Origin of the sequence: Bacillus clarus (assembly GCF_000746925.1) — a bacterium.
Taxonomy (GTDB): Bacteria; Bacillota; Bacilli; order Bacillales; family Bacillaceae_G; genus Bacillus_A; species Bacillus_A clarus.
On sequence record NZ_JMQC01000008.1, the window covers coordinates 2039366 to 2061479 of the forward strand.

Annotated in this window: 21 protein-coding genes; 7 read left to right on the forward strand and 14 right to left on the reverse strand. The window is 37.2% G+C overall.

The genetic code is table 11. The annotated features are described in order from the left end of the window. Window positions 1-118 precede the first annotated feature (118 nt). On the reverse strand, window positions 119-1633 hold the full coding sequence (opuD, locus tag DJ93_RS11475) for a glycine betaine transporter OpuD (RefSeq protein WP_042980944.1): 1515 nt from the start codon (window positions 1631-1633) through the stop codon (window positions 119-121). A 662-nt stretch (window positions 1634-2295) separates the two neighbouring features. Here opuD and DJ93_RS11480 point away from each other — a divergent pair. Both DJ93_RS11480 and DJ93_RS11485 read left to right on the forward strand, forming a co-directional pair. Next, the gene (locus tag DJ93_RS11480) at window positions 2296-3186 is read left to right on the forward strand and encodes a cell wall-binding protein EntA (RefSeq protein ID WP_042980945.1); all 891 of its coding nucleotides are present in this window, start codon (window positions 2296-2298) and stop codon (window positions 3184-3186) included. 85 nt (window positions 3187-3271) lie between these two features. Further along, entirely contained in the window at window positions 3272-3574 is a 303-nt protein-coding gene (locus tag DJ93_RS11485; RefSeq protein ID WP_042980946.1) for a DUF3910 family protein, read from the forward strand. Window positions 3575-3641: 67 nt separating this feature from the next. Here DJ93_RS11485 and DJ93_RS32180 read toward each other — a convergent pair. After that, window positions 3642-4837, reverse strand: a protein-coding gene (locus DJ93_RS32180) for an IS3 family transposase (protein WP_117288021.1) whose coding sequence is annotated in 2 segments (ribosomal slippage) — window positions 3642-4531 and window positions 4531-4837 — 1197 coding nt in all. Because the reading frame shifts where the segments join, the coding sequence is not laid out codon by codon here. 204 nt (window positions 4838-5041) lie between these two features. On the opposite strand from DJ93_RS32180, the gene DJ93_RS11500 reads away from it, so the two are divergent. After that, window positions 5042-6661, forward strand: a complete 1620-nt coding sequence (locus tag DJ93_RS11500; protein WP_042980947.1) for an SWIM zinc finger family protein — start codon at window positions 5042-5044, stop codon at window positions 6659-6661. Next, entirely contained in the window at window positions 6645-9401 is a 2757-nt protein-coding gene (locus DJ93_RS11505; protein WP_042980948.1) for a DEAD/DEAH box helicase, read from the forward strand. Before DJ93_RS11500 ends, DJ93_RS11505 begins: the two co-directional genes overlap by 17 nt. A 34-nt stretch (window positions 9402-9435) precedes the next feature. On the opposite strand, the gene DJ93_RS11510 is transcribed toward DJ93_RS11505, so the two are convergent. Next, entirely contained in the window at window positions 9436-9921 is a 486-nt protein-coding gene (locus DJ93_RS11510) for a VanZ family protein (RefSeq protein ID WP_042980949.1), read from the reverse strand. Between the two features lie 112 nt (window positions 9922-10033). Between DJ93_RS11510 and DJ93_RS11515 the strand changes: the two genes are divergently transcribed. Together DJ93_RS11515 and DJ93_RS11520 are read left to right on the forward strand one after the other, a co-directional pair. Beyond that, complete coding sequence (locus DJ93_RS11515; RefSeq protein WP_042980951.1) at window positions 10034-10258, forward strand: DUF1659 domain-containing protein; 225 nt, start codon at window positions 10034-10036, stop codon at window positions 10256-10258. Window positions 10259-10288: 30 nt separating this feature from the next. After that, the gene (locus tag DJ93_RS11520) at window positions 10289-10504 is read left to right on the forward strand and encodes a DUF2922 domain-containing protein (RefSeq protein ID WP_042980952.1); all 216 of its coding nucleotides are present in this window, start codon (window positions 10289-10291) and stop codon (window positions 10502-10504) included. A 19-nt stretch (window positions 10505-10523) separates the two neighbouring features. Here the strand turns inward: DJ93_RS11520 and DJ93_RS11525 are convergent, their stop codons facing one another. After that, a complete protein-coding gene (locus DJ93_RS11525; RefSeq protein WP_042980953.1) occupies window positions 10524-10922 on the reverse strand; it encodes a DUF4359 domain-containing protein in 399 nt (132 codons plus the stop codon). Window positions 10923-11277: 355 nt separating this feature from the next. Between DJ93_RS11525 and DJ93_RS11530 the strand changes: the two genes are divergently transcribed. Further along, a complete protein-coding gene (locus DJ93_RS11530; protein WP_042980954.1) occupies window positions 11278-11808 on the forward strand; it encodes a competence protein ComK in 531 nt (176 codons plus the stop codon). Window positions 11809-11855: 47 nt separating this feature from the next. Here DJ93_RS11530 and DJ93_RS11535 read toward each other — a convergent pair whose 3' ends face one another. The 10 genes from DJ93_RS11535 to DJ93_RS11580 form a co-directional block, all read right to left on the reverse strand. Then, on the reverse strand, window positions 11856-12326 hold the full coding sequence (locus DJ93_RS11535) for a sigma-70 family RNA polymerase sigma factor (protein ID WP_042980956.1): 471 nt from the start codon (window positions 12324-12326) through the stop codon (window positions 11856-11858). A 218-nt stretch (window positions 12327-12544) separates the two neighbouring features. Then, window positions 12545-13225 (reverse strand): YknW family membrane protein, encoded by a 681-nt coding sequence (yknW, locus tag DJ93_RS11540; RefSeq protein WP_042980957.1) that lies wholly within the window; start codon window positions 13223-13225, stop codon window positions 12545-12547. Window positions 13226-13358: 133 nt separating this feature from the next. After that, window positions 13359-14558, reverse strand: a complete 1200-nt coding sequence (locus DJ93_RS11545; RefSeq protein WP_042980959.1) for an ABC transporter permease — start codon at window positions 14556-14558, stop codon at window positions 13359-13361. Beyond that, window positions 14555-15235 (reverse strand): ABC transporter ATP-binding protein, encoded by a 681-nt coding sequence (locus DJ93_RS11550; RefSeq protein ID WP_042980960.1) that lies wholly within the window; start codon window positions 15233-15235, stop codon window positions 14555-14557. Before DJ93_RS11550 ends, DJ93_RS11545 begins: the two co-directional genes overlap by 4 nt. Further along, on the reverse strand, window positions 15232-16422 hold the full coding sequence (locus DJ93_RS11555; protein WP_042980962.1) for an efflux RND transporter periplasmic adaptor subunit: 1191 nt from the start codon (window positions 16420-16422) through the stop codon (window positions 15232-15234). The genes DJ93_RS11550 and DJ93_RS11555 overlap by 4 nt, the downstream gene beginning before the upstream one ends. A gap of 280 nt (window positions 16423-16702) precedes the next feature. Then, window positions 16703-18037 (reverse strand): MFS transporter, encoded by a 1335-nt coding sequence (pgtP, locus tag DJ93_RS11560; RefSeq protein WP_042980963.1) that lies wholly within the window; start codon window positions 18035-18037, stop codon window positions 16703-16705. 19 nt (window positions 18038-18056) lie between these two features. Beyond that, on the reverse strand, window positions 18057-19091 hold the full coding sequence (locus tag DJ93_RS11565; protein WP_042980966.1) for an ABC transporter substrate-binding protein: 1035 nt from the start codon (window positions 19089-19091) through the stop codon (window positions 18057-18059). Then, window positions 19088-19870 carry a DUF3919 family protein gene (locus tag DJ93_RS11570; protein WP_042980967.1) on the reverse strand — a complete coding sequence of 261 codons (783 nt, stop codon included), beginning with the start codon at window positions 19868-19870 and terminating at the stop codon, window positions 19088-19090. Before DJ93_RS11570 ends, DJ93_RS11565 begins: the two co-directional genes overlap by 4 nt. A 66-nt stretch (window positions 19871-19936) precedes the next feature. Continuing rightward, a complete protein-coding gene (locus DJ93_RS11575) occupies window positions 19937-21367 on the reverse strand; it encodes a sensor histidine kinase (protein ID WP_042984187.1) in 1431 nt (476 codons plus the stop codon). 11 nt (window positions 21368-21378) lie between these two features. Beyond that, a complete protein-coding gene (locus tag DJ93_RS11580) occupies window positions 21379-22050 on the reverse strand; it encodes a response regulator transcription factor (RefSeq protein ID WP_042980968.1) in 672 nt (223 codons plus the stop codon). Window positions 22051-22114 lie beyond the last annotated feature (64 nt).

Genomic DNA, 22114 nt, shown 5'->3' on the forward strand with positions numbered 1-22114 from the left:
TTCCGACAAATTTCTGTCAAAAATATGAATTATTTTTGACAAAATATCGGAGAGTGTTGAAAAATGACGTTTTTCTTCTATTAAAAGAAGAGCTGATATATAATCAGCTCTTCTCTACTTATTTATGATGTTTTCGCCCTTCCTTTTGCAATTCTTTAAATAAGGCTGCAATCATAAAGAAGATAACAAAAACGAACGGGAATGCCGCGATAATTGAGGCTGTTTGCAATGCCTCTAATCCGCCTACATATAGTAAAATCGACGCTACTGCCGCTAGAACAATACCCCAAACCATTTTGATACGATTTGGTGGGTTTAAACTACCATGTGTGGTTAACATACCGAGCACAAATGTAGCAGAATCTGCTGATGTAATAAAGAATGTCGAAATAAGCAGAATGGCTAGAACCGAGAACGCTGGTCCGAAACCACCCATATGATCTAACATAGCGAATAATCCTACTTCTGTACCCATATCTTTAATTTGCTCATAAATATTCGCACCATCAAATAGCTCCATATGAATGCCTGTCCCTCCAAATACAGAGAACCAGAGAGCACCGATTAATGTCGGTACAAGTAAAACACCGATGACAAACTCACGAATTGTACGTCCACGTGATACACGTGCGATAAATGTACCAACGAATGGTGACCATGCGATCCACCACGACCAGTAGAAAATTGTCCATGATTGAACCCACTTATTTCCGCCTTCATCTAACGGACTTAAACGGAAACTCATACTTGGCAAATCTTGAATGTATGAACCAATTGTCGAAGTAAAGTAATTCATAATAAAGTTTGTTGGACCTGCAAATAATACAATTATCATAAGTGCAAAAGCTAAAACAATATTCGTATTACTTAAATATTTAATACCTTTATCGAGTCCCGTTTGTGCAGATAACATATATAACACCGTTACAATCCCAATGATAATTAACTGCGTTGTTAATGAGTTCGGAATAGATGTTAAATAACTAACACCACCCGCAATTTGCTTTGCCCCAAGCCCTAATGATGTCGCCACACCAAATACTGTTGCAAATACAGCTAACACATCAAACATACGGGCAATCCAGCCATGTTCACCGCTCTTAAACAACGAACCAACTGTCGCACTAATTGTACTAGACTTTCCTTTTCTGAATGTAAAATACGCAATACATAATGCTACAAGTGCATATAATCCCCATGGATGTAATCCCCAATGGAAAAATGAGAAACGAAGTGCAAGACGTGCACTCTCTTCAGTTGCACCCTCTCCAAATGGAGGTGTGTATAAATGATTTAATGGTTCCGCAACGCCCCAGAAAACCAAACCGATTCCCATACCCGCACTAAATAACATAGCAAACCAAGTCATATAACTATAATCAGGTTCATCATCATCTTTTCCTAAACGAATCGAACCATACTTAGAAACAATTAAAAAGATTGTGATTCCTAAGAAAATAGAAACGGAAATAATATAAAACCATCCAAACTTACTAACTAATGCCGCCTGAATAATAGTCGTTACATTTCCTAAGTTACCTTCTCCAATAATAGATTCAGGAATAATCCCCCAAATTGTAAATGCAATACATAATATTAATGAGACAATAAATGTTTTCGTCAGTTTCCTCATCAAATCCCCCTTCATAAGTTTGGTTTTTTAATACATAAATTCCAATATGTTAAATCGGATAAAAAATTGTAGTTCTTGTGGTGATTTTCTTTATTTAGCCCTCACCGATTAGAATTCTTATGGACAGCCTTACCTTCCGTATAACCTTTTCACCTCTGCTAGAGCTTAAAGGTAGAAATACTGCTGTCAAATTGTGCGAGAAAATGCGGATGGGAAGATATTTTCCCGAAAAAGGGTGTGTTACAGTTGTAAAAAAGGGCAAATTTATTCCTTACAACCCTTTCTTCTTGTAACAATTATGCGGTCTTTTTGTTAGGATATAGCTCGTATTTATAGGTTCACAAACAAAATGTTTATGTTTATATAACTATTTTACCCATAAAACGGTAAAATACTCAAGGAATGTAACAGTATAGTAAACATCACGTAACATTATTGTAATATTTTTATTTACACCGAAAAAAATATGTTGTATTAAAAATTTTGAATATAACTAGAAACCTACTAATTATATGGAGTGAAAAACGCTTTCCTGTATTTCTTTCTATATTACAGAGTGTTAACACCTTATTACGAATGGTTTGTAATTGTGTGTTTTCCCTAATTCCAAAAAAATCTGTTGCTATAATGAGGACACGAAAACAAACGCAATGGAGGCTATCATGAAAAAATTAATTGGTATAGCAACAGCAGCAGTTTTTGGTCTTGGGATTTTCACCGCTTCTGCTAAAGCAGAAACTGTTGTAACAACAGACGTACTAAACGTACGAGAAAACCCTACTACTGAATCAAAAGTTGTCGGTACATTATTAAATGGTCATAAATTAGATGTTACAAATACAGAAAACGGATGGGCACAAATCAAATTAAATGGTAAAGACGCATTCGTAAGTGCAGATTTTACAAAAAGCATCTACTACGTAACAGCAAACGTATTAAACGTACGTGCTGAAGCAAACACAAACTCAGAAATTCTTGGTACGCTTAAGAAAGACGATATGATTGAAACAACGAACCAAGTACAAAATGAGTGGTTACAATTCGAATATAACGGGAAAACGGCTTACGTTCATGTTCCTTTCCTAACAGGTACAGCACCTGTTATCGAAAAACAAGAAACGCCAGCTCCTGCTAAAGCTGAAGCACCCGCTAAGGCTCAACCAGCTCCTGCACCAGTAGCACAAGCTGCTAAACCTGCTGTAAAACCTGCTGTAAAAGCAGCTGAAACAAACGTACCTTCTGGTGGACGTGAGTTAACAGTTGTAGCGACAGCGTATACAGCTCACCCGAGCGAAAATGGCGGCACATACGGTGGCCGTGTATTAACTGCAATGGGTCATGACCTAACAGCGAATCCAAACATGAAAATGATTGCTGTTGACCCGAAAGTAATCCCATTAGGATCTAAAGTATGGGTAGAAGGTTACGGAGAAGCAATCGCTGGTGATACTGGCGGTGCAATTAAAGGTAACCGTATCGATGTTCTAGTTGGCTCTGACAGTGTTGCTAACAAATGGGGACGTAAAACTGTTAAAGTGAAAATTTTAAAATAACCAATTGCTGCTAAATTCTCAGCCAGTTCTCTTTATTGAGAGCTGGCTTTTATTTTTCTATAATAAACATAAGGAGGGTACTCAAATGAATTTTGAAGCAAAAGTAGACTGGATTGGTACACCAAAACCATATATATATAAAGACGATATAACATATGATGCTGTCGCGATTGATTTTTCTCTCGTGCAAGATGATAATCGCTATAAATTAGTTGTACTGAATGATCAAAAACATACCCACTATAAAATGGTGCAATATGGAATCAAACCCGGTTCTCAAAAACCCTTTCCAATTGATATCCCATTCCAAAAAGAAATGCTACCACTAGTAGAACAAATTCTATGCGATCCATATGTACAAGCGATATTAAATCAAAATCAATCTTAATAACATATAAAAAGGCTATCCATGAAAAGTGGTCTTATCCCTGTCAAGTAGACAGTATTAAAAAAGACTAAGCAGCCATTGAGAGTCGATATTCTATCGGAGCTCGATGGTTGAGTCGTTTTTGAAACCGTTTATAGTTATAAAAATAAATATATTCCTCAATTGCTTGTATTAAATCTGTTTCTGTTTTAAAATGATGCAAATACAACATCTCCGATTTTAAATGGGAGAAAAATGACTCGATACAGGCGTTATCATGACAGTTTGCTTTGCGAGAGTGGCTGCCAATGATACCTAAATCTAAAAGTCGTTTGTTGTAGGCATGAGATGTGTACTGGAACCCTTGATCTGAATGGAGAATAGTTCCACGCACATCTCTTTTTTGCGCCAACATTTCAATTGTATCTAATACAAGTTCATTATCATTGCGCTTAGAAATTTTCCAAGAAACAACTTCGTTATTATAAAGATCTTGTACGACAGAAAGATAACGGAACCCCTCTTGGAATCGTAGATAGGTAATATCGGTAACGAGCGCTTCATTTTGTTGGCGGTTTTTAAATTTACGGTTTAAAACATTTGGAAAGGTATTGGAATACTCTCCTTTAAAGAAGCGTCGCTTCTTTCGAATAATAGATTGCATGTTGAGTTCACTCATTAAGCGATAGACCTTTTTGTGATTCACAAAATAACCCTCTTCTTGTAAAGCAATTTTCATACGTGGATAGCCATATTCCTTGTGCTTTAAGTGGATAGATTTTATTACCTTTTTTAATTGTTGATCCGATTCTAGTCGCATGTTTTTAACCAATTTCGTATGAATCCACTTATAGTAGCTTGACCGATGTATACCTGCAAATTTAGTAAGCCATATAATTGGATATTTCCTTTTTAATGATTCAATGATCCGATATCTCTCTTTATATTTTAGTACGCCTCCATTTACAGATTTGGATATTGCTTTTTTAAATATTCAACCTGTGCCTTATAGTAATCCCGCTCCTCTTCAACAGTGTTGAAATGAACACGTTTCCCTTTTAAAGGATTTGGAATACCTTTCATTCCATTATTCTTCCCACGTGTATCTTTAATTTCACCGCATTCTTTATATTTTTTTACCCAATTTTTCAGTTGGGTAGGGCTCTTAATCTGATATTTTTCCGTTATCATATCGTAGCTTCCTTCTCCATTTAAATAACTTTGAACAGCTGATAACTTTAATTCTTCTGAATATGCATTGAATGTTGAACCTTTTTTAGCCATGAAAAATCCCCTCCAAGTAATAGTGTAACATCCATGTATGTACATGGTCTTTTTACACTGTCTACCTAAAGGGGATAATATCAAAGATAGTCTTTTTACATTGAAAATTCCCTTCCTTTAAACAACACAAATTCATCTTTTCTGTTTTTACAGTTTTTTGTTTATAATGGTAGAGGAAAGAAATCTCTTGTACGGAGGAAAATTATGCTGCAACATTCAATTACGAAAGATGAAATTATGATGATTGCGAACGAGTTTGTTCAAGGACTTGATCCACAGCAAGCAGCTGACCAAGAACATGTGGCTACTGCTCGGCACCTGTATCGCAGCGGCATGGTATACAACGTTGATTTTGATGGTTATACATTATCAGGAACTGTAGATGCTGAAGGGAACGTCTATAGCGTTCATATACCCATTCGTAATATTGCTGAAAGCTATTGCGACTGCTTCGCGCCAACGCAATGTGAGCATATGCTCGCTGTTTTACTATCTGCAGCTTCTAGTTTCGGTCAGGTGGGAGATGTATTAACTTTATTTAAAAATAAAACGAAACCATCACTTCCCCCTCTTCGAACAGCGCGGCAAGTATTACAAGCGACCGCATTTGAAGAAACAGACTATAAAAGCTGGCAAACATATTTCGAATCTGAATATGAATCATTTAAAAAAGAACAAGCACGGCTTACTTATAAGCAAATGTATTTTCTCATGAGTATTTTTACAGAATTTCATATGAAATTGGAACGGAAAGCACCACGTATTATTGCGATACATGAGCTATTTAAATTACATGGTGCACTTTATTGTTTTCAAAAACTATTAGGAGAAATTCAAGAATTTGAAGCAAATAAAATTTATTCCTATCATCAACCAGTTAACGTCGTTCGTCTATTCGTTGATAAAGTAGAATCGATTATACGAGACTTGAAATCAGAATCCATTCCGGATGAGTGCATGCCAATCTTACAAGAAACCGCTCGCCTCGTGCACAATGTTTTCTTCTCAGACGACTCTTATACACAGGAGAGATTTTTCATCTATCGCCATATATGGGGTGAACTTTTAATCGAAGAATCTTGGATACAAGAAGAACAGCAGCGAATTGATGCAAAGATACATCCACTCTCAAAAGCACTTGCGTCTTCGCATCTCCTCTTTTTAAAGGAGAACGATGCAAGCGCTATGGAAATACTCGAGAAGCAACCAGCGTCAGTTGTTAGTCTTTATTTCGATTGGTTAGAAGAATTACTGAATACGATGCAATGGGATCGAGCCAAATCATGGCTTTCCTTCACATATAAACAAGTGAAGCAAACGATACAAGATCAAGCGAACACACTTTTCGTAAAGGATATCGTTCGTTTATTTGTCATGATGTACGAAACATATGCGACTCACTCTAATGAACAAGCAGGACTTGAAATGATTTTGCAGGAGTTATTACCGTACAGCTTCACAAACTATGAACAATATGTACTAGCAAAGAAGCAGTATCATACTTGGACGGAGCTTCATCTATTACATGGTTTTGATGCAATTGAACTGCTGAAAGAACCGTTAAAAGAAATAGAAAAAGAAGCGCCTGAAGCAGCTCTTCCGCTCTATCATCTTGCAGCAGTGCAAGCAATTGAAGAACGGAATCGCAAATCATATCGTCGCGCAGTTCGTTACTTAAAGAAATTACGCATGCTCTATAAGCGTCTGAAGCGAACAGATGAATGGAATACTTTCATTATCCAAATTGCTAGTTTACATTCACGTCTGCGCGCACTACAGGAAGAATTGCGGAAAGGAAAATTAATCGATGATCATACAAACTGAAGTAACAATCCGGCTCCAGCACATCAGCCAAGGTTGGTTCCTTTGGGGAGAAGATGATACTGGTACTCCCTTATCCGTAGCAACTTGGAAACAAAATGCATTCACATGGCACTCTACTTCCTTCTATGGTACTTTCTTAAAAGAAGCCACATATGAAGGAAAGCGCGGCTTTATACTAACAAACAGTCAAGCATTTGAATACATAGCGAATAAACCGATGAACTCTTTCGCTGGTCTTCAAATGAACGGCCCTATTACAGCTCTCACACCAGAGGCAAAACAATTATGGAATGCCTTTGTAACAGGAAGCTTTATTCCTGATATGAAGCGCTGGTCACATCAGCCGTCTTGGAAAGTTGATGATATATCAATTGAAGATGATACATTAGCATCGCTTTTCTCCTTAGCAATTAATGAATGCATGATTCAAGATACTCGCTCTAATGATGGCTGGGAAGACGCAAAAAGACTCTATGAACATTATGATTTTACGAAAAGACAACTTGAAACAGCGATGCATGAAGAAGATTGGCTTCGAAAAATTGGTTATATTGAAGATGATCTTCCATTTACAATCGGACTAAGGCTTCAAGAGCCACAAGAAGAATTTGAAATGTGGAAACTGGAAACCGTTATTACACCAAAACGTGGTGCACACCGTATATACGTATATACGGGCATCGATTCATTGCCAAAAAGATGGCATGATTACGAAGAGCGCATCACAGAAACACAAGAAGGATTCAGCAAACTAGTTCCATGGCTGAAAGAAGATGATCAGTTCCGAGAAGAGCTCTATGAAACAGAAGCGTGGGATTTCTTAACAGAAGCAAGCAATGAATTACTTGCAGCTGGTGTTACAATTTTATTACCATCTTGGTGGCAAAACTTAAAAGCAACAAAGCCGAAATTACGTGTTCAATTGAAACAAAGTTCAAATCAAACGCAATCTTTCTTTGGCATGAATACGCTCGTCAATTTTGATTGGCGCGTTTCTACAAACGGAATCGATTTATCAGAAAGCGAATTTTTTGAGCTTGTTGAGCAAAACAAACGACTCTTCAATTTAAATGGACAATGGATGCGACTTGATCCTGCCTTCATTGAAGAAGTGAAAAAGTTAATGAACCGTGCTGATAAATATGGACTTGAAATGAAAGATGTCTTGCAGCAACACTTATCCCAAACAGCAGAAACAGAAATTGTTGAAGAAGACAATCCATTTACCGACATTGAAATTGAGTTAGATGGATATTACGAAGAGCTCTTCCAAAAGCTCTTACACATTGGAGATATTCCAAAAGTCGAGGTACCATCCTCACTCCAAGCTACCCTTCGCCCTTACCAAGAGCACGGTGTTGAGTGGCTACTATATTTACGACAACTTGGATTTGGGGCATTATTAGCCGATGATATGGGACTTGGGAAGAGTATTCAAACGATAACTTATCTATTGTATGCAAAAGAAAATAATCTCCAAACAGGTCCGACATTAATTGTGGCACCGACATCTGTTCTTGGAAATTGGCAGAAAGAATTTGAACGCTTTGCACCAAACTTACGCGTCGAGTTGCATTATGGAAACAATCGCTCTAAAGGAGATTCATTTAAAGGATTCCATCAAGATGCAGACGTAGTGTTAACTTCTTACGCGTTAGCACAGCTTGATGAAGACGACCTTAGCACATTATGCTGGGATTCCATTATTTTAGACGAAGCACAAAATATTAAGAACCCACATACGAAACAATCTAAAGCGGTTCGCAACTTACAAGCAAATCACAAAATTGCTTTAACAGGTACACCGATGGAAAATCGCCTTGCAGAACTATGGTCTATTTTTGACTTCTTAAATCACGGGTATCTCGGAAGCTTAGGACAATTCCAGCGCCGATTCGTCACGCCGATTGAAAAAGATCGTGATGAAACAAAAATTCAGCAAGTACAAAGGTTTATTTCACCGTTCCTACTGCGGCGCACAAAGCAAGATCAAACAGTCGCATTAAACTTACCGGACAAACAGGAACAAAAAGCATACTGTCCGCTAACTGGTGAGCAAGCATCCTTATACGAACAACTCGTACAAGATACATTGCAAAATGTAGAAGGATTAAGCGGCATTGAACGACGCGGCTTTATCTTACTCATGCTGAACAAACTAAAACAAATTTGTAATCATCCCGCTCTTTATTTAAAAGAAGATGAGCCAAAAGATATTGTGAATCGTTCCATGAAAACACAAACATTAATGGAGCTCATCGAAAATATAAAGGAACAAAACGAAAGTTGTTTAATCTTTACGCAATATATTGGGATGGGCAATATGCTTAAAAAAATATTAGAAGAAACATTCGGTCAGCGTGTTCTCTTCTTAAACGGTAGTGTACCGAAAAAAGAACGCGATAAGATGATCGAGCAATTCCAAAACAGAACATATGATATTTTCATCTTGTCTTTAAAGGCTGGTGGAACAGGATTAAACTTAACTGCCGCTAACCATGTTATTCACTATGACCGCTGGTGGAATCCAGCTGTAGAAAACCAAGCAACAGACCGTGCATATCGCATAGGTCAAAAACGTTTCGTTCAAGTTCATAAACTCATCACAACCGGAACACTTGAAGAAAAAATTGACGAAATGTTAGAGCGAAAACAATCGCTAAACAACGCCGTCATTACAAGTGACAACTGGATGACAGAACTATCAACAGATGAACTAAAAGAGCTACTTGGTGTATAAAGGTGAATAGAAAAAGGAGCTATCCCTAATGGGATTAGCTCCTTTTTCTATTCCAAAACCAATTACTTATTATAATTCCCGTTAATCCACCACACGTATCTAATAGCGAATCTTGCCACATCGGTGTACGATCTCCTGTAAACCATTGATGAATCTCATCAAACGTTGCATAGCCTGCGACGAAAAGAAGTGCATATAAGAAGCACCGCTTTCTCGAATGTCCAGACCGATGAAAGGCATAATATATAAGCGATCCAAGCATAAAGAACACCATGAAATGAGCTCCCTTGCGAAGGAAAAACTCGATAAAACCACCAACACCTTTATTTGCAATACTAACTGGTGTACCTCCACCATAATCGATAGATACCCATGAGAAATGTTCTTTCACAAATTCTACATTTACATATTGTTCTATGTCTGAGCGCATATCCTGCTTTTTATATGGCTGAGCTGAAGAATAAAAAATAAGCCCTATCCATAATAAAACGGGGATCCAAAACAACCATTTACGATTCATCTTCCCAAAAGCTCCTCTCTTATTCTTCTAAGCGTACCAAAAAAAAGAAAAAAATTCACGCCAAAACATGACATTTGACTCCTATTTATAAGGTGAAAAGGGGGTGAAAAAGATGGCAGTTGAAACGGTTGTAACTGATTTAACTTTACGTCTTGTGTTAAACGGTGGTCTAGACAAAAATGGAAAAGCGATTTTTAAGAACAAGCAATTTAAGCGTATTAAAACAAATGCCGATGCAGGAAAGGTGCATGAAGTAGCGCGTGCACTTGCTTCATTACAAGAAACAAAGCTTCATGCTGTACAACTCGTAAGTACGTCAGATCTTTCTAATCTATAAAAAATATGAATAAAAAGGAGCGCATAAAGCATGCAAGTACTAGAATTAATTTTTGCGAAAGAAGATGGAAAAACTGTCGTTTTCTCCATCGACAATCCGATTACACCTGTAGATGAACAAACAATGAATCAAGTAATGGACACAATTCTTTCTTCTTCTATTTTCTTATCAATTGATGAAAAAACTCGTAAAAAAAGTGCTCGTCTTGTGGAGAAAACGATTTCTGAAGTAAATATTATCCCTTAAACAAAAAGACGAATCTGCATCACTTTGCAGATTCGTCTTTTTTCTTCGGCATTTCAATTGGAATAAAGATATGAGAAAAACCAACTGAAACGTATTTATAGTTTTCTCCCCCTAGCGTAAACTCTGTCGTATACGTTGAGAAGAAAATATAATCATTTCGCTTCGTATAATGATTAATTAATATATCCACTTGTGGTTCAACATATTTTTTCGCTAACTTCTTCCCTGCCGATGCAAGTTCACCTAAAAGGCCTTCCGGATCTTCCTTTTCAACCTCTGTAAGCTTCTTACTAATATCATTGCGCTTCATAAATTGTTTCGCTGCCCACTCTGTATACTCTCCTTTACCTGGATTACTATTTGCCAAATAAACGAAAAGAAGGACAACAAGAGCCATAATAATATACTTTTTCTTCATACTTTCTCACCGCCTAACGCTTTCTATTTTCATATATATGTACAAGCGATGCAAATTATAAAATACAAATTAAAAATAGGAGAGAAAACCTTTCCTTTTACATGGGGTAGGGCATCTAGATATATAGAAACAGTCAGATCCTTTTCCTAACCCACAAAAAAAGACAATAATACAATGGTACTTTTGAGCTTATACATTGAACATCAACTAAAATTCATATAAAAACTATCATTTATCCATTCATTGTAAACTACCTTGAAAATTTTACAATATAAAACAAGAAATCAATATTTATTTTACAAAATTCTTATATAATAATACAATCAATTAAATACTTTTAAGGAGGAATTTTTCAGTGCTTGATATTGTGAAGCATAATACTATTTCCAATTCTACAATGATACTTGAGCCCTACGCACACCCTTTTCACCGTACAAAAATCACAGAATGTAACGGAAGTATTCATTACTCATCTCAAACAGCTCTACAACTCATTCAACAAGCTTGTATACTACAACTCTATTCTACTTATAAGGGAAGAAGAGATGCCATTCAAGCAAGCTTTGATTTTAAACAAAACATTCCCATTCCAATTGATTATCGGCAATATATATGCGCTATCCCTACAAAATCTCCTTCATCTTTAGACTGCACCTGGGTGTTCTATAATCACATACATAAAGTAGAACTTTGTAATAATCGTAAACAATCCAAAATTCATTTTTATAATGGCACTAATAAGATTATTATTACTAGCTTTTATCAAATGCAGCAACAGTTTTTGAAAGCTGGATTTCTATTATGCCGAATGAACATGCAAGATTCACCGCAATTTAGAAATACGTATAAATTAACGGACCTCTCAAATAAACCAAAATCTCTTTAATAAATTACAAAAGGAAGGTATGATTTTTCTTACCTTCCTTTTATAATTTATCCCTCTATACTTTTACGCATTTTCTCCAATGCTTGTCGGTATATCCATCTCACTTGATAATATGTCAGTCTCGTTTCTTTCGCTATTTCATGCATTGTCTTTCCTGCAAAAAAACGTTCCCAAATAATATATTTTTCCTTCTCATCTAATAAACTTATGAAATCTTGTACTTTTGATGAAATAGTTACTTCACTAAGTTGCTCAAAAATTTCTTCAGCACATACATATCTTTCTTGAAATTTGCACTCCTTCTTTAACCTTTCTAATATATAACCTCGCACCGTTACAACCGCATAAGAAGGAAAGCTTCCTTTTCCTTCCTCATACCTTTCATACGCATACCAAAGACCAATTAACCCGCACTGATAGTACTCTTCATAATCACGGTAAATACTAAGCTTTTTCATTTGATTTCTAATCATACCTTCATACAATGTAACTGCGTCTGTAAAAGTCGCTGGTTTCACATTATACCTATTTCTAAAAGGTATACCTCTTCGTTATTCCGCGGTACTTTTACAATATAAAAAGCTACGAAGGATTTCATCGTAGCTTATTTCAAATGCTGTATCCATAATTTGAAATTTCGTTAAGTGGCATTTGAAATTCTATCGGGGTTATTTGAAATAGAGATAAAAATAAAAAAGTGACTCTACTGAAGAGTCACTTTTTCTAAAGGAGCAAATTATGCATCAAATTTCGGCACAAGGCCACTTAAACTACTAAATCCAACTGAAAGGATAAAGAAAATAACAATTAAGATTGTTGCTTGTTTTTTGCTTAATCCAGCTGTAATGTGTAATCCTAATCCCATCACAACTAATCCCCAAATATTAAAAACTTCAAATGACGAAGCAACACCATGAGCCACTGTACCTGGTTCAAATAAAGTCGCTAAACTTGTATATGAAGTTTCTATATCTCCACCAAGAATCATTCTAATAATAAAATTCACAATTGTACCTAAAATTGAAATCGTATATGTGTATACATAAATGGATAATAACTTCATATATGGAGTATCGTTCCCCATAAACATCATAATGACTTTATAAATTCCTGCTGCAACAAAGAACCAAAACGCTGTACCAAATAGGCCACCAACAACCCCAAGGCCCATCCCAAAATAACCAGCCACTTTAGCCGCTTCAGCATTTGGTACCTCACTCATTACCTCTGGATGATTCATTATTTGATACATACCAATTCCTGCAATCGCTGCCGTTAATATAATGAAAAGAATAAATGCTCCCCAAACCGGACTTTTTGTTTTCATTCTTTCAAACTGCACACCAGGAGAAGTAATCATTCCAAATAAAGATGGCTTCTCTCCGCCCACTTTTTGCGTATTCAAATTCGCTTCCATTATAACGCCTCCTTCTATTTATATAACCCGTTCTAACGGGCGGTTCACATCCTCTTAAACTCGAGGCTACGAACCGCCCACTAGAACAATATGTATGTGTAGTAGAGAGGTTCCCCTCTACCACACTAGTAATTTACTCATAACGAAGTGCTTCAATTGGATCTAATTTCGCAGCTTTGTTCGCTGGAATTAATCCGAAAATAATTCCAAGTGTCATGGAGAATAGTACGCCACCAACGACAACTTCCCATGAAACGAGCGGTGGCCATTTTGCAAACGTGGAAACAATATATGCACCGCCATAACCAAGCCCAATTCCAATCAATCCACCAAGAAGCGTTAGCATAACCGCTTCAATTAAAAATTGTAATAAGATTTTACTACGCGTCGCTCCAAGTGCTTTACGTACCCCAATTTCACGCGTACGCTCTGTTACAGATACAAGCATAATGTTCATAACACCAATACCACCAACGACTAATGAAATACCAGCGATACCGCCGATGATCATCGTCATAATACCCGTCATTTTTGAAATACCTTCTTGAATTTCTTTTAAATTCATAACTTCGTATTTACCAGTTGCATCACTTGGTTTACGACTATTTAACACATCTGCAGCTTTTTTACCTGCTTTCTCTAAATTGTCTACATTTTTTGCTTGAACAGAAATATTTTGAATTTCATCTTTTCCATACAGTGTCGGCCATAACGAAATTGGAACTAATGCTTCTGACGGTCCCATTCCCATAAACTCATTATCTGATTTATAGACACCGATAATTTGCATCGGTTGACCTTTCATTTCAATAATTTTACCGACAGGATTGACATCTTTAAATACCTTTTCTTCCATTTGTTTACTAATCATGACAACGTTATTACCTTGATCCACATCTGTTTCTTGTAAAGAACGTCCCTTTAATAACTTCACTTTATTTACTGCAAAGTACTCACTATCTAGACCAGTAACATTTACCATCTCTTTTTTATCTTCAATATCAAGTGGCTCCATACTTGAATTTGTTGTCACAACATGTGCAATCTCTGGAATCTTTTTAATCTCAAAAATATCTTCTTCCGTTATCTTCGGTGCTTCTACCATTTCCATGCCAAAAGGATCATTCATATCTGCACTATAATGAATCGGCACTGTTTGATTACCTGACCCGACAAATTGCGATTTCAGTGCAGCTTCCCCGCCCTGCCCAATCGCAACGACGGTAATGATAGAACCTACACCGATAATAATCCCAAGCATCGTAAGAGCTGAGCGCAGTTTATGAGCTAAAATAGAAGATAAGGCAATTTTCATACTATCTAGTAAACTCATACCGCACACCTTCTATCTTCTGTAATTTTCCCATCCCTTAGTACAATACGACGAGAAGAGTATGCGGCTACTTCTTCTTCATGCGTAACCATAACAATCGTTGTACCTTCTGCATTTAACTTTGTAAAAATATCCATAACTTGTTCACCAGATTTCGTATCAAGAGCACCTGTCGGCTCATCAGCCATAATGAACGTTGGATTATTCGCAATTGATCTTGCAATCGCTACACGCTGCTTCTGTCCGCCTGATAACTCGCTTGGTAAATGTTGAACCCTATCAGACAACCCAACTTTACCAAGTGCTTCAAGAGCCCGTTTACGGCGCTCTGCTTTCTTCACACCACCATAGATGAGCGGAAGTTCAACATTTTCCACTGCGGAAAGACGTGGTAATAAATTAAAGTGCTGAAATACAAAGCCAATATATTCATTACGGATTAAAGCGAGTTTTGACTCGTCTGCTGTTAAGATATTCACGTCATTCAACATATATTCGCCTTCTGTTGGACGATCTAAACACCCGATAATATTCATAAGCGTTGATTTCCCTGAACCAGACGGTCCCATAATAGAAACGAACTCACCGCTTTGAATCGTTAAACTAATACCATGTAAAATGGGTACAGCAAGCTTACCTTGATAATATGTTTTAGAAATATTATTTAACGTAATCATTTCTCTTTCACTTCCATTCCGTCATACACGCTGTCGGAAGGATTTTTAACCACCTTTTGCCCCACTGTCAGGCCTTCAACAATCTCTGTCCAGTCTCCATCAGTAGCACCTTTTTTCACATTTTGCTTACGAAGTTTTCCTTTCTCTTCAATATAAACAAATGTGTCATCGCCCTTTTCTACAATACTCTTACTTGGAACAGCAATCATCGTTTTGTTCTCTAAGCTTACTTGTAAGGAAACGTGATAACCTGGGGATAAGCCATCTTGATTATCAAGACTTGCTTTATATGTATATTGAGACATATTTTGAGTGGCTTCACCCGCGCCAGCAGCTTGCGCCATTTCTGCACTCGTTGGGAATTCACTTACTTCTGTAATTTTACCTGTCCATTTCTTCTTACTATTTGCTTTCGCAGTTACAGTAAATGGTTGGTCTTTTTGAATTTGTGATTTCTGAAGTTCCGTTAATGTCCCTTGAATTTGGAATGGTTCTTTAGAGGCAATTTGTAAAAATGATTTCCCTTGTCCACCTAATGCCTGCGATGAACTTTGTGTTGCATCTTTATCTAACTTCTGTACAACACCAGCGAAGTTACTATAAATCGTAAGTTCTTTTTGTTTTTTCTGTAGCTCTTCTTTTTGTAGCTTTCCTTTTTCTTTCTCAAGATCAGTTGTCTTTTGCTGCATTTCTAATTCATTTACTTGTTCTTCCATTGGATCTGTTACTTCTTTCCCAGCCCCACTATCTTTCGCTTTCTTAACTTCTTTCTTTAATGAATCTATTTTCTTTTTCCCTTGATCATAGCGCATATCAGCCATCTTTTGATCAAGCTCAGCTTGCTTCATCTGTAAATTGATTTCTTCATTATCATAAGAAAATAATTTCGTTCCTTTTTCTACCTCTTGTCCTTCTTTCACCTCAATATCCTTCACTTTTCCTTTTGTCGGATCTGCGTAAAAGCTTTCAATGTTTCCTGGTTTTACTTGTCCCGAAATTAACTTCGTATTATTAAATTTACGTTCTGTTACCTTCTCGAAACTTACAGCATCTGTTTTCGCTGTTCCTTTCTTCTTCCCTTGCATTACAAAAATATTAATAGCTGCAACGATAGCTATTAACGCAATAACCCCGATGATGATCCATTTCTTTTTCTTGTTTGGAGTCCGAACCGTATTTGGTAACATATTCTCTCTCCCTTTATATCTTAGTATAATAACTATTAAACTATATAAAACTTTCTGAAAATGACGTATTTTCTTTTTACATTATTACGATCACCTTACAAAGTTTTACACATTCAATTATATTGTAACAAAAATACCAATGTTTAGAAATATGACATCTTATCTTTTAAGATAGTTTTAAGAAATAATCCTATTTTTAGATATACTATGAAAACGATATAAATTCCACATCCAAAAAAGCTATCCAATATAACAATTGGATAGCTTTTTTAATAAACGATTATGCCACTTTAGAACCTTTTCTCTCATGTCCCATTTGAACAATTAGTAAGAAAATTGTTGATAAAACACCACCTGCTAACAGTAACATGAAGCAACCATCCCAGCCAGAACGATCAACAATAATACCAATTGCTGCGTTGGCTACGAAGCTTCCTCCAACATAACCAAACAGACCACACATACCAACTGTTGTACCTACTGCAAATTTCGGTACTAATTCCATTGCGCTTAAACCAATTAAAAACTGTGGTACATAAATTAAACAGCCGATAATAGAAACTGCAACACTCACAACAAGTATGCTAGTTGCTTGCCAATATACGATTGTTCCAACAACAACCCCAGCCATACTAATAACACATAACGGCATACGTTTTCCTTTGAATAATTTATCGCTTAAAAAGCCGACAATTAAAGAACTCGGGATCGCTGCTGCCTCAAATATTGAATACGCTGCATGCGCCTCTGTTTTTGTAAAACCTTTCACTGTTGTTAAATAAATTGGTACCCAATTAATAACACCGAAACGAATTAAGTAAACAAATGCATTCGCAATACATAAGAACCAAACAAATTTATTTTTCACTACATATTTCATTAAAATTTCTTTTGGTGACATCTTGTTAGCATTATCTGCTTTTTCAAGATCTTCATAGTCATTACGGTATTCATCAATTGGAGGAAGACCTTCAGATTCTGGCGTATCCTTCGCATTAATCCAAACAAGAACCGCAATTACCATCGCGATAATCGCCGGGAAAATAAATACGCCACCTTGCCAATGACTTTCACCAAAAATACCTACACCAATTCCAATGAACGGTGGAACAAGTAGTCCACCAACGTTATGTGAAATATTCCAAAGACCTGTTTTCGTACCACGTTCTTTCTTTGAAAACCATTTCGTCATAACAATACTACAAGGTGGTGCTCCCATACCTTGTACAATACCGTTTAAAACAAGTAATGTTAAAATCATCCCAAAGGAAGATGCAAAACCGAAACAAATATTAACAAGCCCAGATAAAAATAAACCGACTGCAATAAATCGTTGAGCAAAAGCCTTATCCGATAAATTTCCCATAAAGAATTTACTAAGTCCATAAACAACAGCCATTACTGCGCCTAATAATCCGATTTGTGTAGTGCTAAATCCGTACTCATCTACTAAATACGTAGTAGATAAATTAAAATTACTACGAACTAAATAATAAGCAGCATACCCAACTGAAATTCCGATTAACACACGAATACGTAGTAATCGATATACCTGGTCGATCATATTCGCTGGCAATCTTTCAATTGCAGGTGCTGGCTTAAGCCATTTAAACATATAATCTCGTCTCCTTTTCTCACTTTTGAGAGAGACGTTGCCTATTCCATATCTCGATGATTCCACTATTTGATATATTTTTGTTCGTCCTTCTAACTGGCTGACCTTCGATTTCTTTCTCATTCTTCGCAAACATTGTCGGCACGCCAAACGAAACTTTCTCTAAAATGTGCCCCGCTTCTTCTGATAAACAATAATCAATAAATAAATCCGCAATAATACCACTCGGTGCACGCTTCAATTTCGAAATCGCATTAACAGACAACCCTGTTTGCTCAGGTACGATACTTACAATCGGAAAGCCTTGTTTTTGAAGCATTCTCTGGTCTCCCATAAAGTTAATACCGATCATATATTCACCACTCGCCACATACTCAGCTGGCATGTAACCATTCACCGTTACTTCTGCAACCTGACCTGCAAGGCTCTTTACATATCCCTTCGCCTCTTCTTCACCAAAAGTATCAATAATGGATTGAAACAGCGTATATGCTGTCCCTGAAACATTTGGATCAGGCATAACAATCTTCCCCGCATACGCAGAGTTTAATAAATCCTTCCATACTGATGGGAAAGGAAGACCAAGCGGTGCTATTTCCTCATTCCACCGCTCTTTATTAATCGCGATTGCCAGTTTTTCTACTTCATAACCGTACCAATAACCATCTTTATCTTTGACGTTTTTTGAAATACGATTTGCATGCTGGCTCGTAACAGGAATAGATAAATCCTTTTGCTTCATCATTTGATGTGCATCTACTGTACCACCAATGATAATATCAGCCTTCGGGTTTCCAGCTTCCTCTTCCACTCTCCGAAGAATCTCTTCTGTTGAAAGACGAATAAATTCATACGTACATCCGCGTGGCTTACAAAATGATGAAAGCAAAGCTTCACCAACTTCTTCACGAGCCGCTACATACGCTACAAGGTGACGATCATTTAAAATAGGAAGACCACTTTTATTATATTTAATAGCGGTTGTATCTCGAGAGCAACTAGACATCGCTCCTCCAATTACTAGCAAAAAGAAGAAAAAGGCTATCTTTCTCATGAAACATTCTCCTTTACAAATAAAGCTGCTAGGGAGCCTTTCATATACATGACATTCCCGTTATTATCCCCAAGATATTGCACAACAAAGTATGATGGATATACAGAAATCGTAAGAATATCCTCACGCTCATTTTTTACACGCTTACCTGTTTTATAAGCAGTAATATAAGCGATAGGATCCTTCTGCGATTGCAATAATCCCTGAATTTCTCCGTAATCTGTAATTTGCTTTGCCCCGCGAATAGAATCAAGTACTTGCGTAAGATTTGCATTGCGTATTACATCGCCTTGCCGCACTACGACTTCCTTTGCCTCCGCAAAGAAATTACTAATACGTTCTGGTGTATAATACAGACTTAACAAATACGTTTGAAATGCTGAGATCATCGGATCCGTACCATTCTTTCCGTATACGTTTGCCTCATACTGGAACAAGTCACCTACTGCAAAAGTACGCTTATGTCCATTCAAGTACGTTACTTCTCCAGTAAATACTTGTTCTTGGATCTTCGCCTCTGTTTGCTCCATTCGCATCCGGTCAAAGAATGAAACAATCGCGTGTAAACGAACTTCATCCGTTACAACGATTTCTCCCCACTCCTCATGCCTTACTTTCACTTCAGTAGGAAGGGATTCATTCACTCTTTCTAAAACGGCTTGTTTGTCATTCACGATTGTAACGTGATTATATAACTGCTTCTCAACGACATAAAACAAAATAAGGGAAGCAACAATACAAAAGACAATTAAAAGAATTTGAAATGATAGCCTTTTCATTTCTGCCTACCTCCAAGATAAAAAATCGTTGTTTCGAAAATACCGCATAATTGTTTCATAAATGTATCATTTAACCGCTTTCAAGTTTTTTATGTCTTCCATACGCCTCGGAAGTAAAAATGTAATAAATATCGTTGTTCCCATTTCTTCACTACTCTCGATTCGCATGCTTCCGCCTTGTTTATTCATAATCTCCTGACAAATATACAAACCGTAGCCATTTCCGTAACTAGAAGGTAGTACCTTACCGCCCGGAGACTCATTCCACTCCGCAAGCAACCCTTCATCTATACCGATGCCATCATCATGAACAAAAACCTTCGCCTCATGTTTATTTACAATTACATTCATACGGATTTGCGTGGCATCACTATATTTAATCGCATTATCAAGCACATTTAAGAAGATTTGCTTCGTCTTATCAAAATCCGCAACGACATGTACATCCATTAACTCATTCATAACCTCAATCTCAAACTGCTGTAGGCGAGGTTTCACAATCGAAATCGCTTCTTCCGCCAACTCCTTTATATTCACAACAGTAGGTGACACTTCAAACGTACTTGTCCCGTACTTCGAAGACTTAAGTAACTCCTCTACAAGTGATAATAGCCGATGGCTTTCTACAGACACATAACGAAGACTTTCCTGAACATCCTCTTTCGACTGCAATTTCGGAATTAAGTCAACATAACCGATAATTGCTGTGAGCGGTGTTTTCAGCTCATGTGTAATCCGGTCTAAAAAATCCTTCTGTTTCTCTTTCTCTTCCTTTAACTGCTTAATATGCAATTCAATTCCATCAGCCATCGCATTAAAAGATGCCGAGAGCTGTGCGATCTCCACATACTCATTTAGCTCAATCTTACTTTCGTAATCCCCATTCGCAAGCCGTTGTGCCATTTGTCTTAACTGATCAATCGGCCTATGAAGAGATTTCGCTAAACGAATCGCAAAGAAAATGCCAGCAGCTACTAAACAAAGAGATGTAATAAGAAATGTATAGCTTACATTTGTTAAAACTTCCTTCTCATCCGTTAACTCATTTATGAAACGGATGCCTCCAATGACATCGTTTCCATAATAAACCGGACTAGAAAACAAAAGAATTGGCGCCGGGTCTCCCTCTTCAAAAACATACGCCTTCTTCCCTTGCAGAGAACGCTCAATATCTACATTCCGATGAAGCAATGCCCCTTTTTGCGTATCCGCAACGACATCTCCATTTTTCCCAATCATCTGTACACGAACATCCATCCGCTTCGCTAAATAAGAAGCAATTAAAAGTGAATTTGGCCCCAGCGTCTCCACTTCTGCTTCCTTCTCTAAATAGTTCATCGTATAAATTTGTGCTTCTACACTTAACTTCTCAAGAGAATCCGCTGCATTATGATACATATTCTTCTCTAGCGCAATATAAACAACCGTATACAAAAGAAAAAGAATCGGAATCAATAATCCAACTATCCCAAACACCATATTTCGTTTTAACGACATATCATCACCTTTTAACAATCAAGCTTATATCCAACGCCATAAATCGTCTTAATACACTCCCCGCTTGCTCCAAGCTTCTTCCTTAGGCGCTGCACCATAATATCAACCGCTCTTGTATTCCCAATATATTCAAAGCCCCACACCTTCTCAAGCAATTCATCCCTCATAAACACACGCTGCGGATTCAAAACAAACAGCTGGCATAAATTAAACTCTCGGTACGTTAACTGAATCTCTTGCCCACTCACATGAACCTTTCGTTCCTTCGGACAAATCAATAACTCACCAGCTCGAATCACCTCATGGTCTAAAGGAACTTCCTTCTTCGTCACGCGCCGCGCCATATTCTTCACCCGAAGAATAAGCTCCGCATAATTAAAAGGCTTTGTCACATAATCATCAGCACCAAGCTGAAGGCCAAGTAGCTTATCATTCATCTGACTCTTCGCTGTTAGCATGAGAACTGGAATATCACGATCCTTCTCACGGAATAAACGTAATAGCTCATACCCATCCGTATCAGGAAGCATCACATCTAAAATGAGTACATCCGGCTGCTCATTCCATCTCTCTAAAGCTTCTCTCCCATCAGCTGCCGTCAACACCTCATACCCTTCCATCTCCAGCTGCATCCGAATCAAATTACGAATGCTCGACTCATCATCAACTACGAGTATCTTCATCATCATCCTCCTTCCATCACGTATATAGTACAGTTTAGTATAGCAAAAATCATACAAAAAAAGA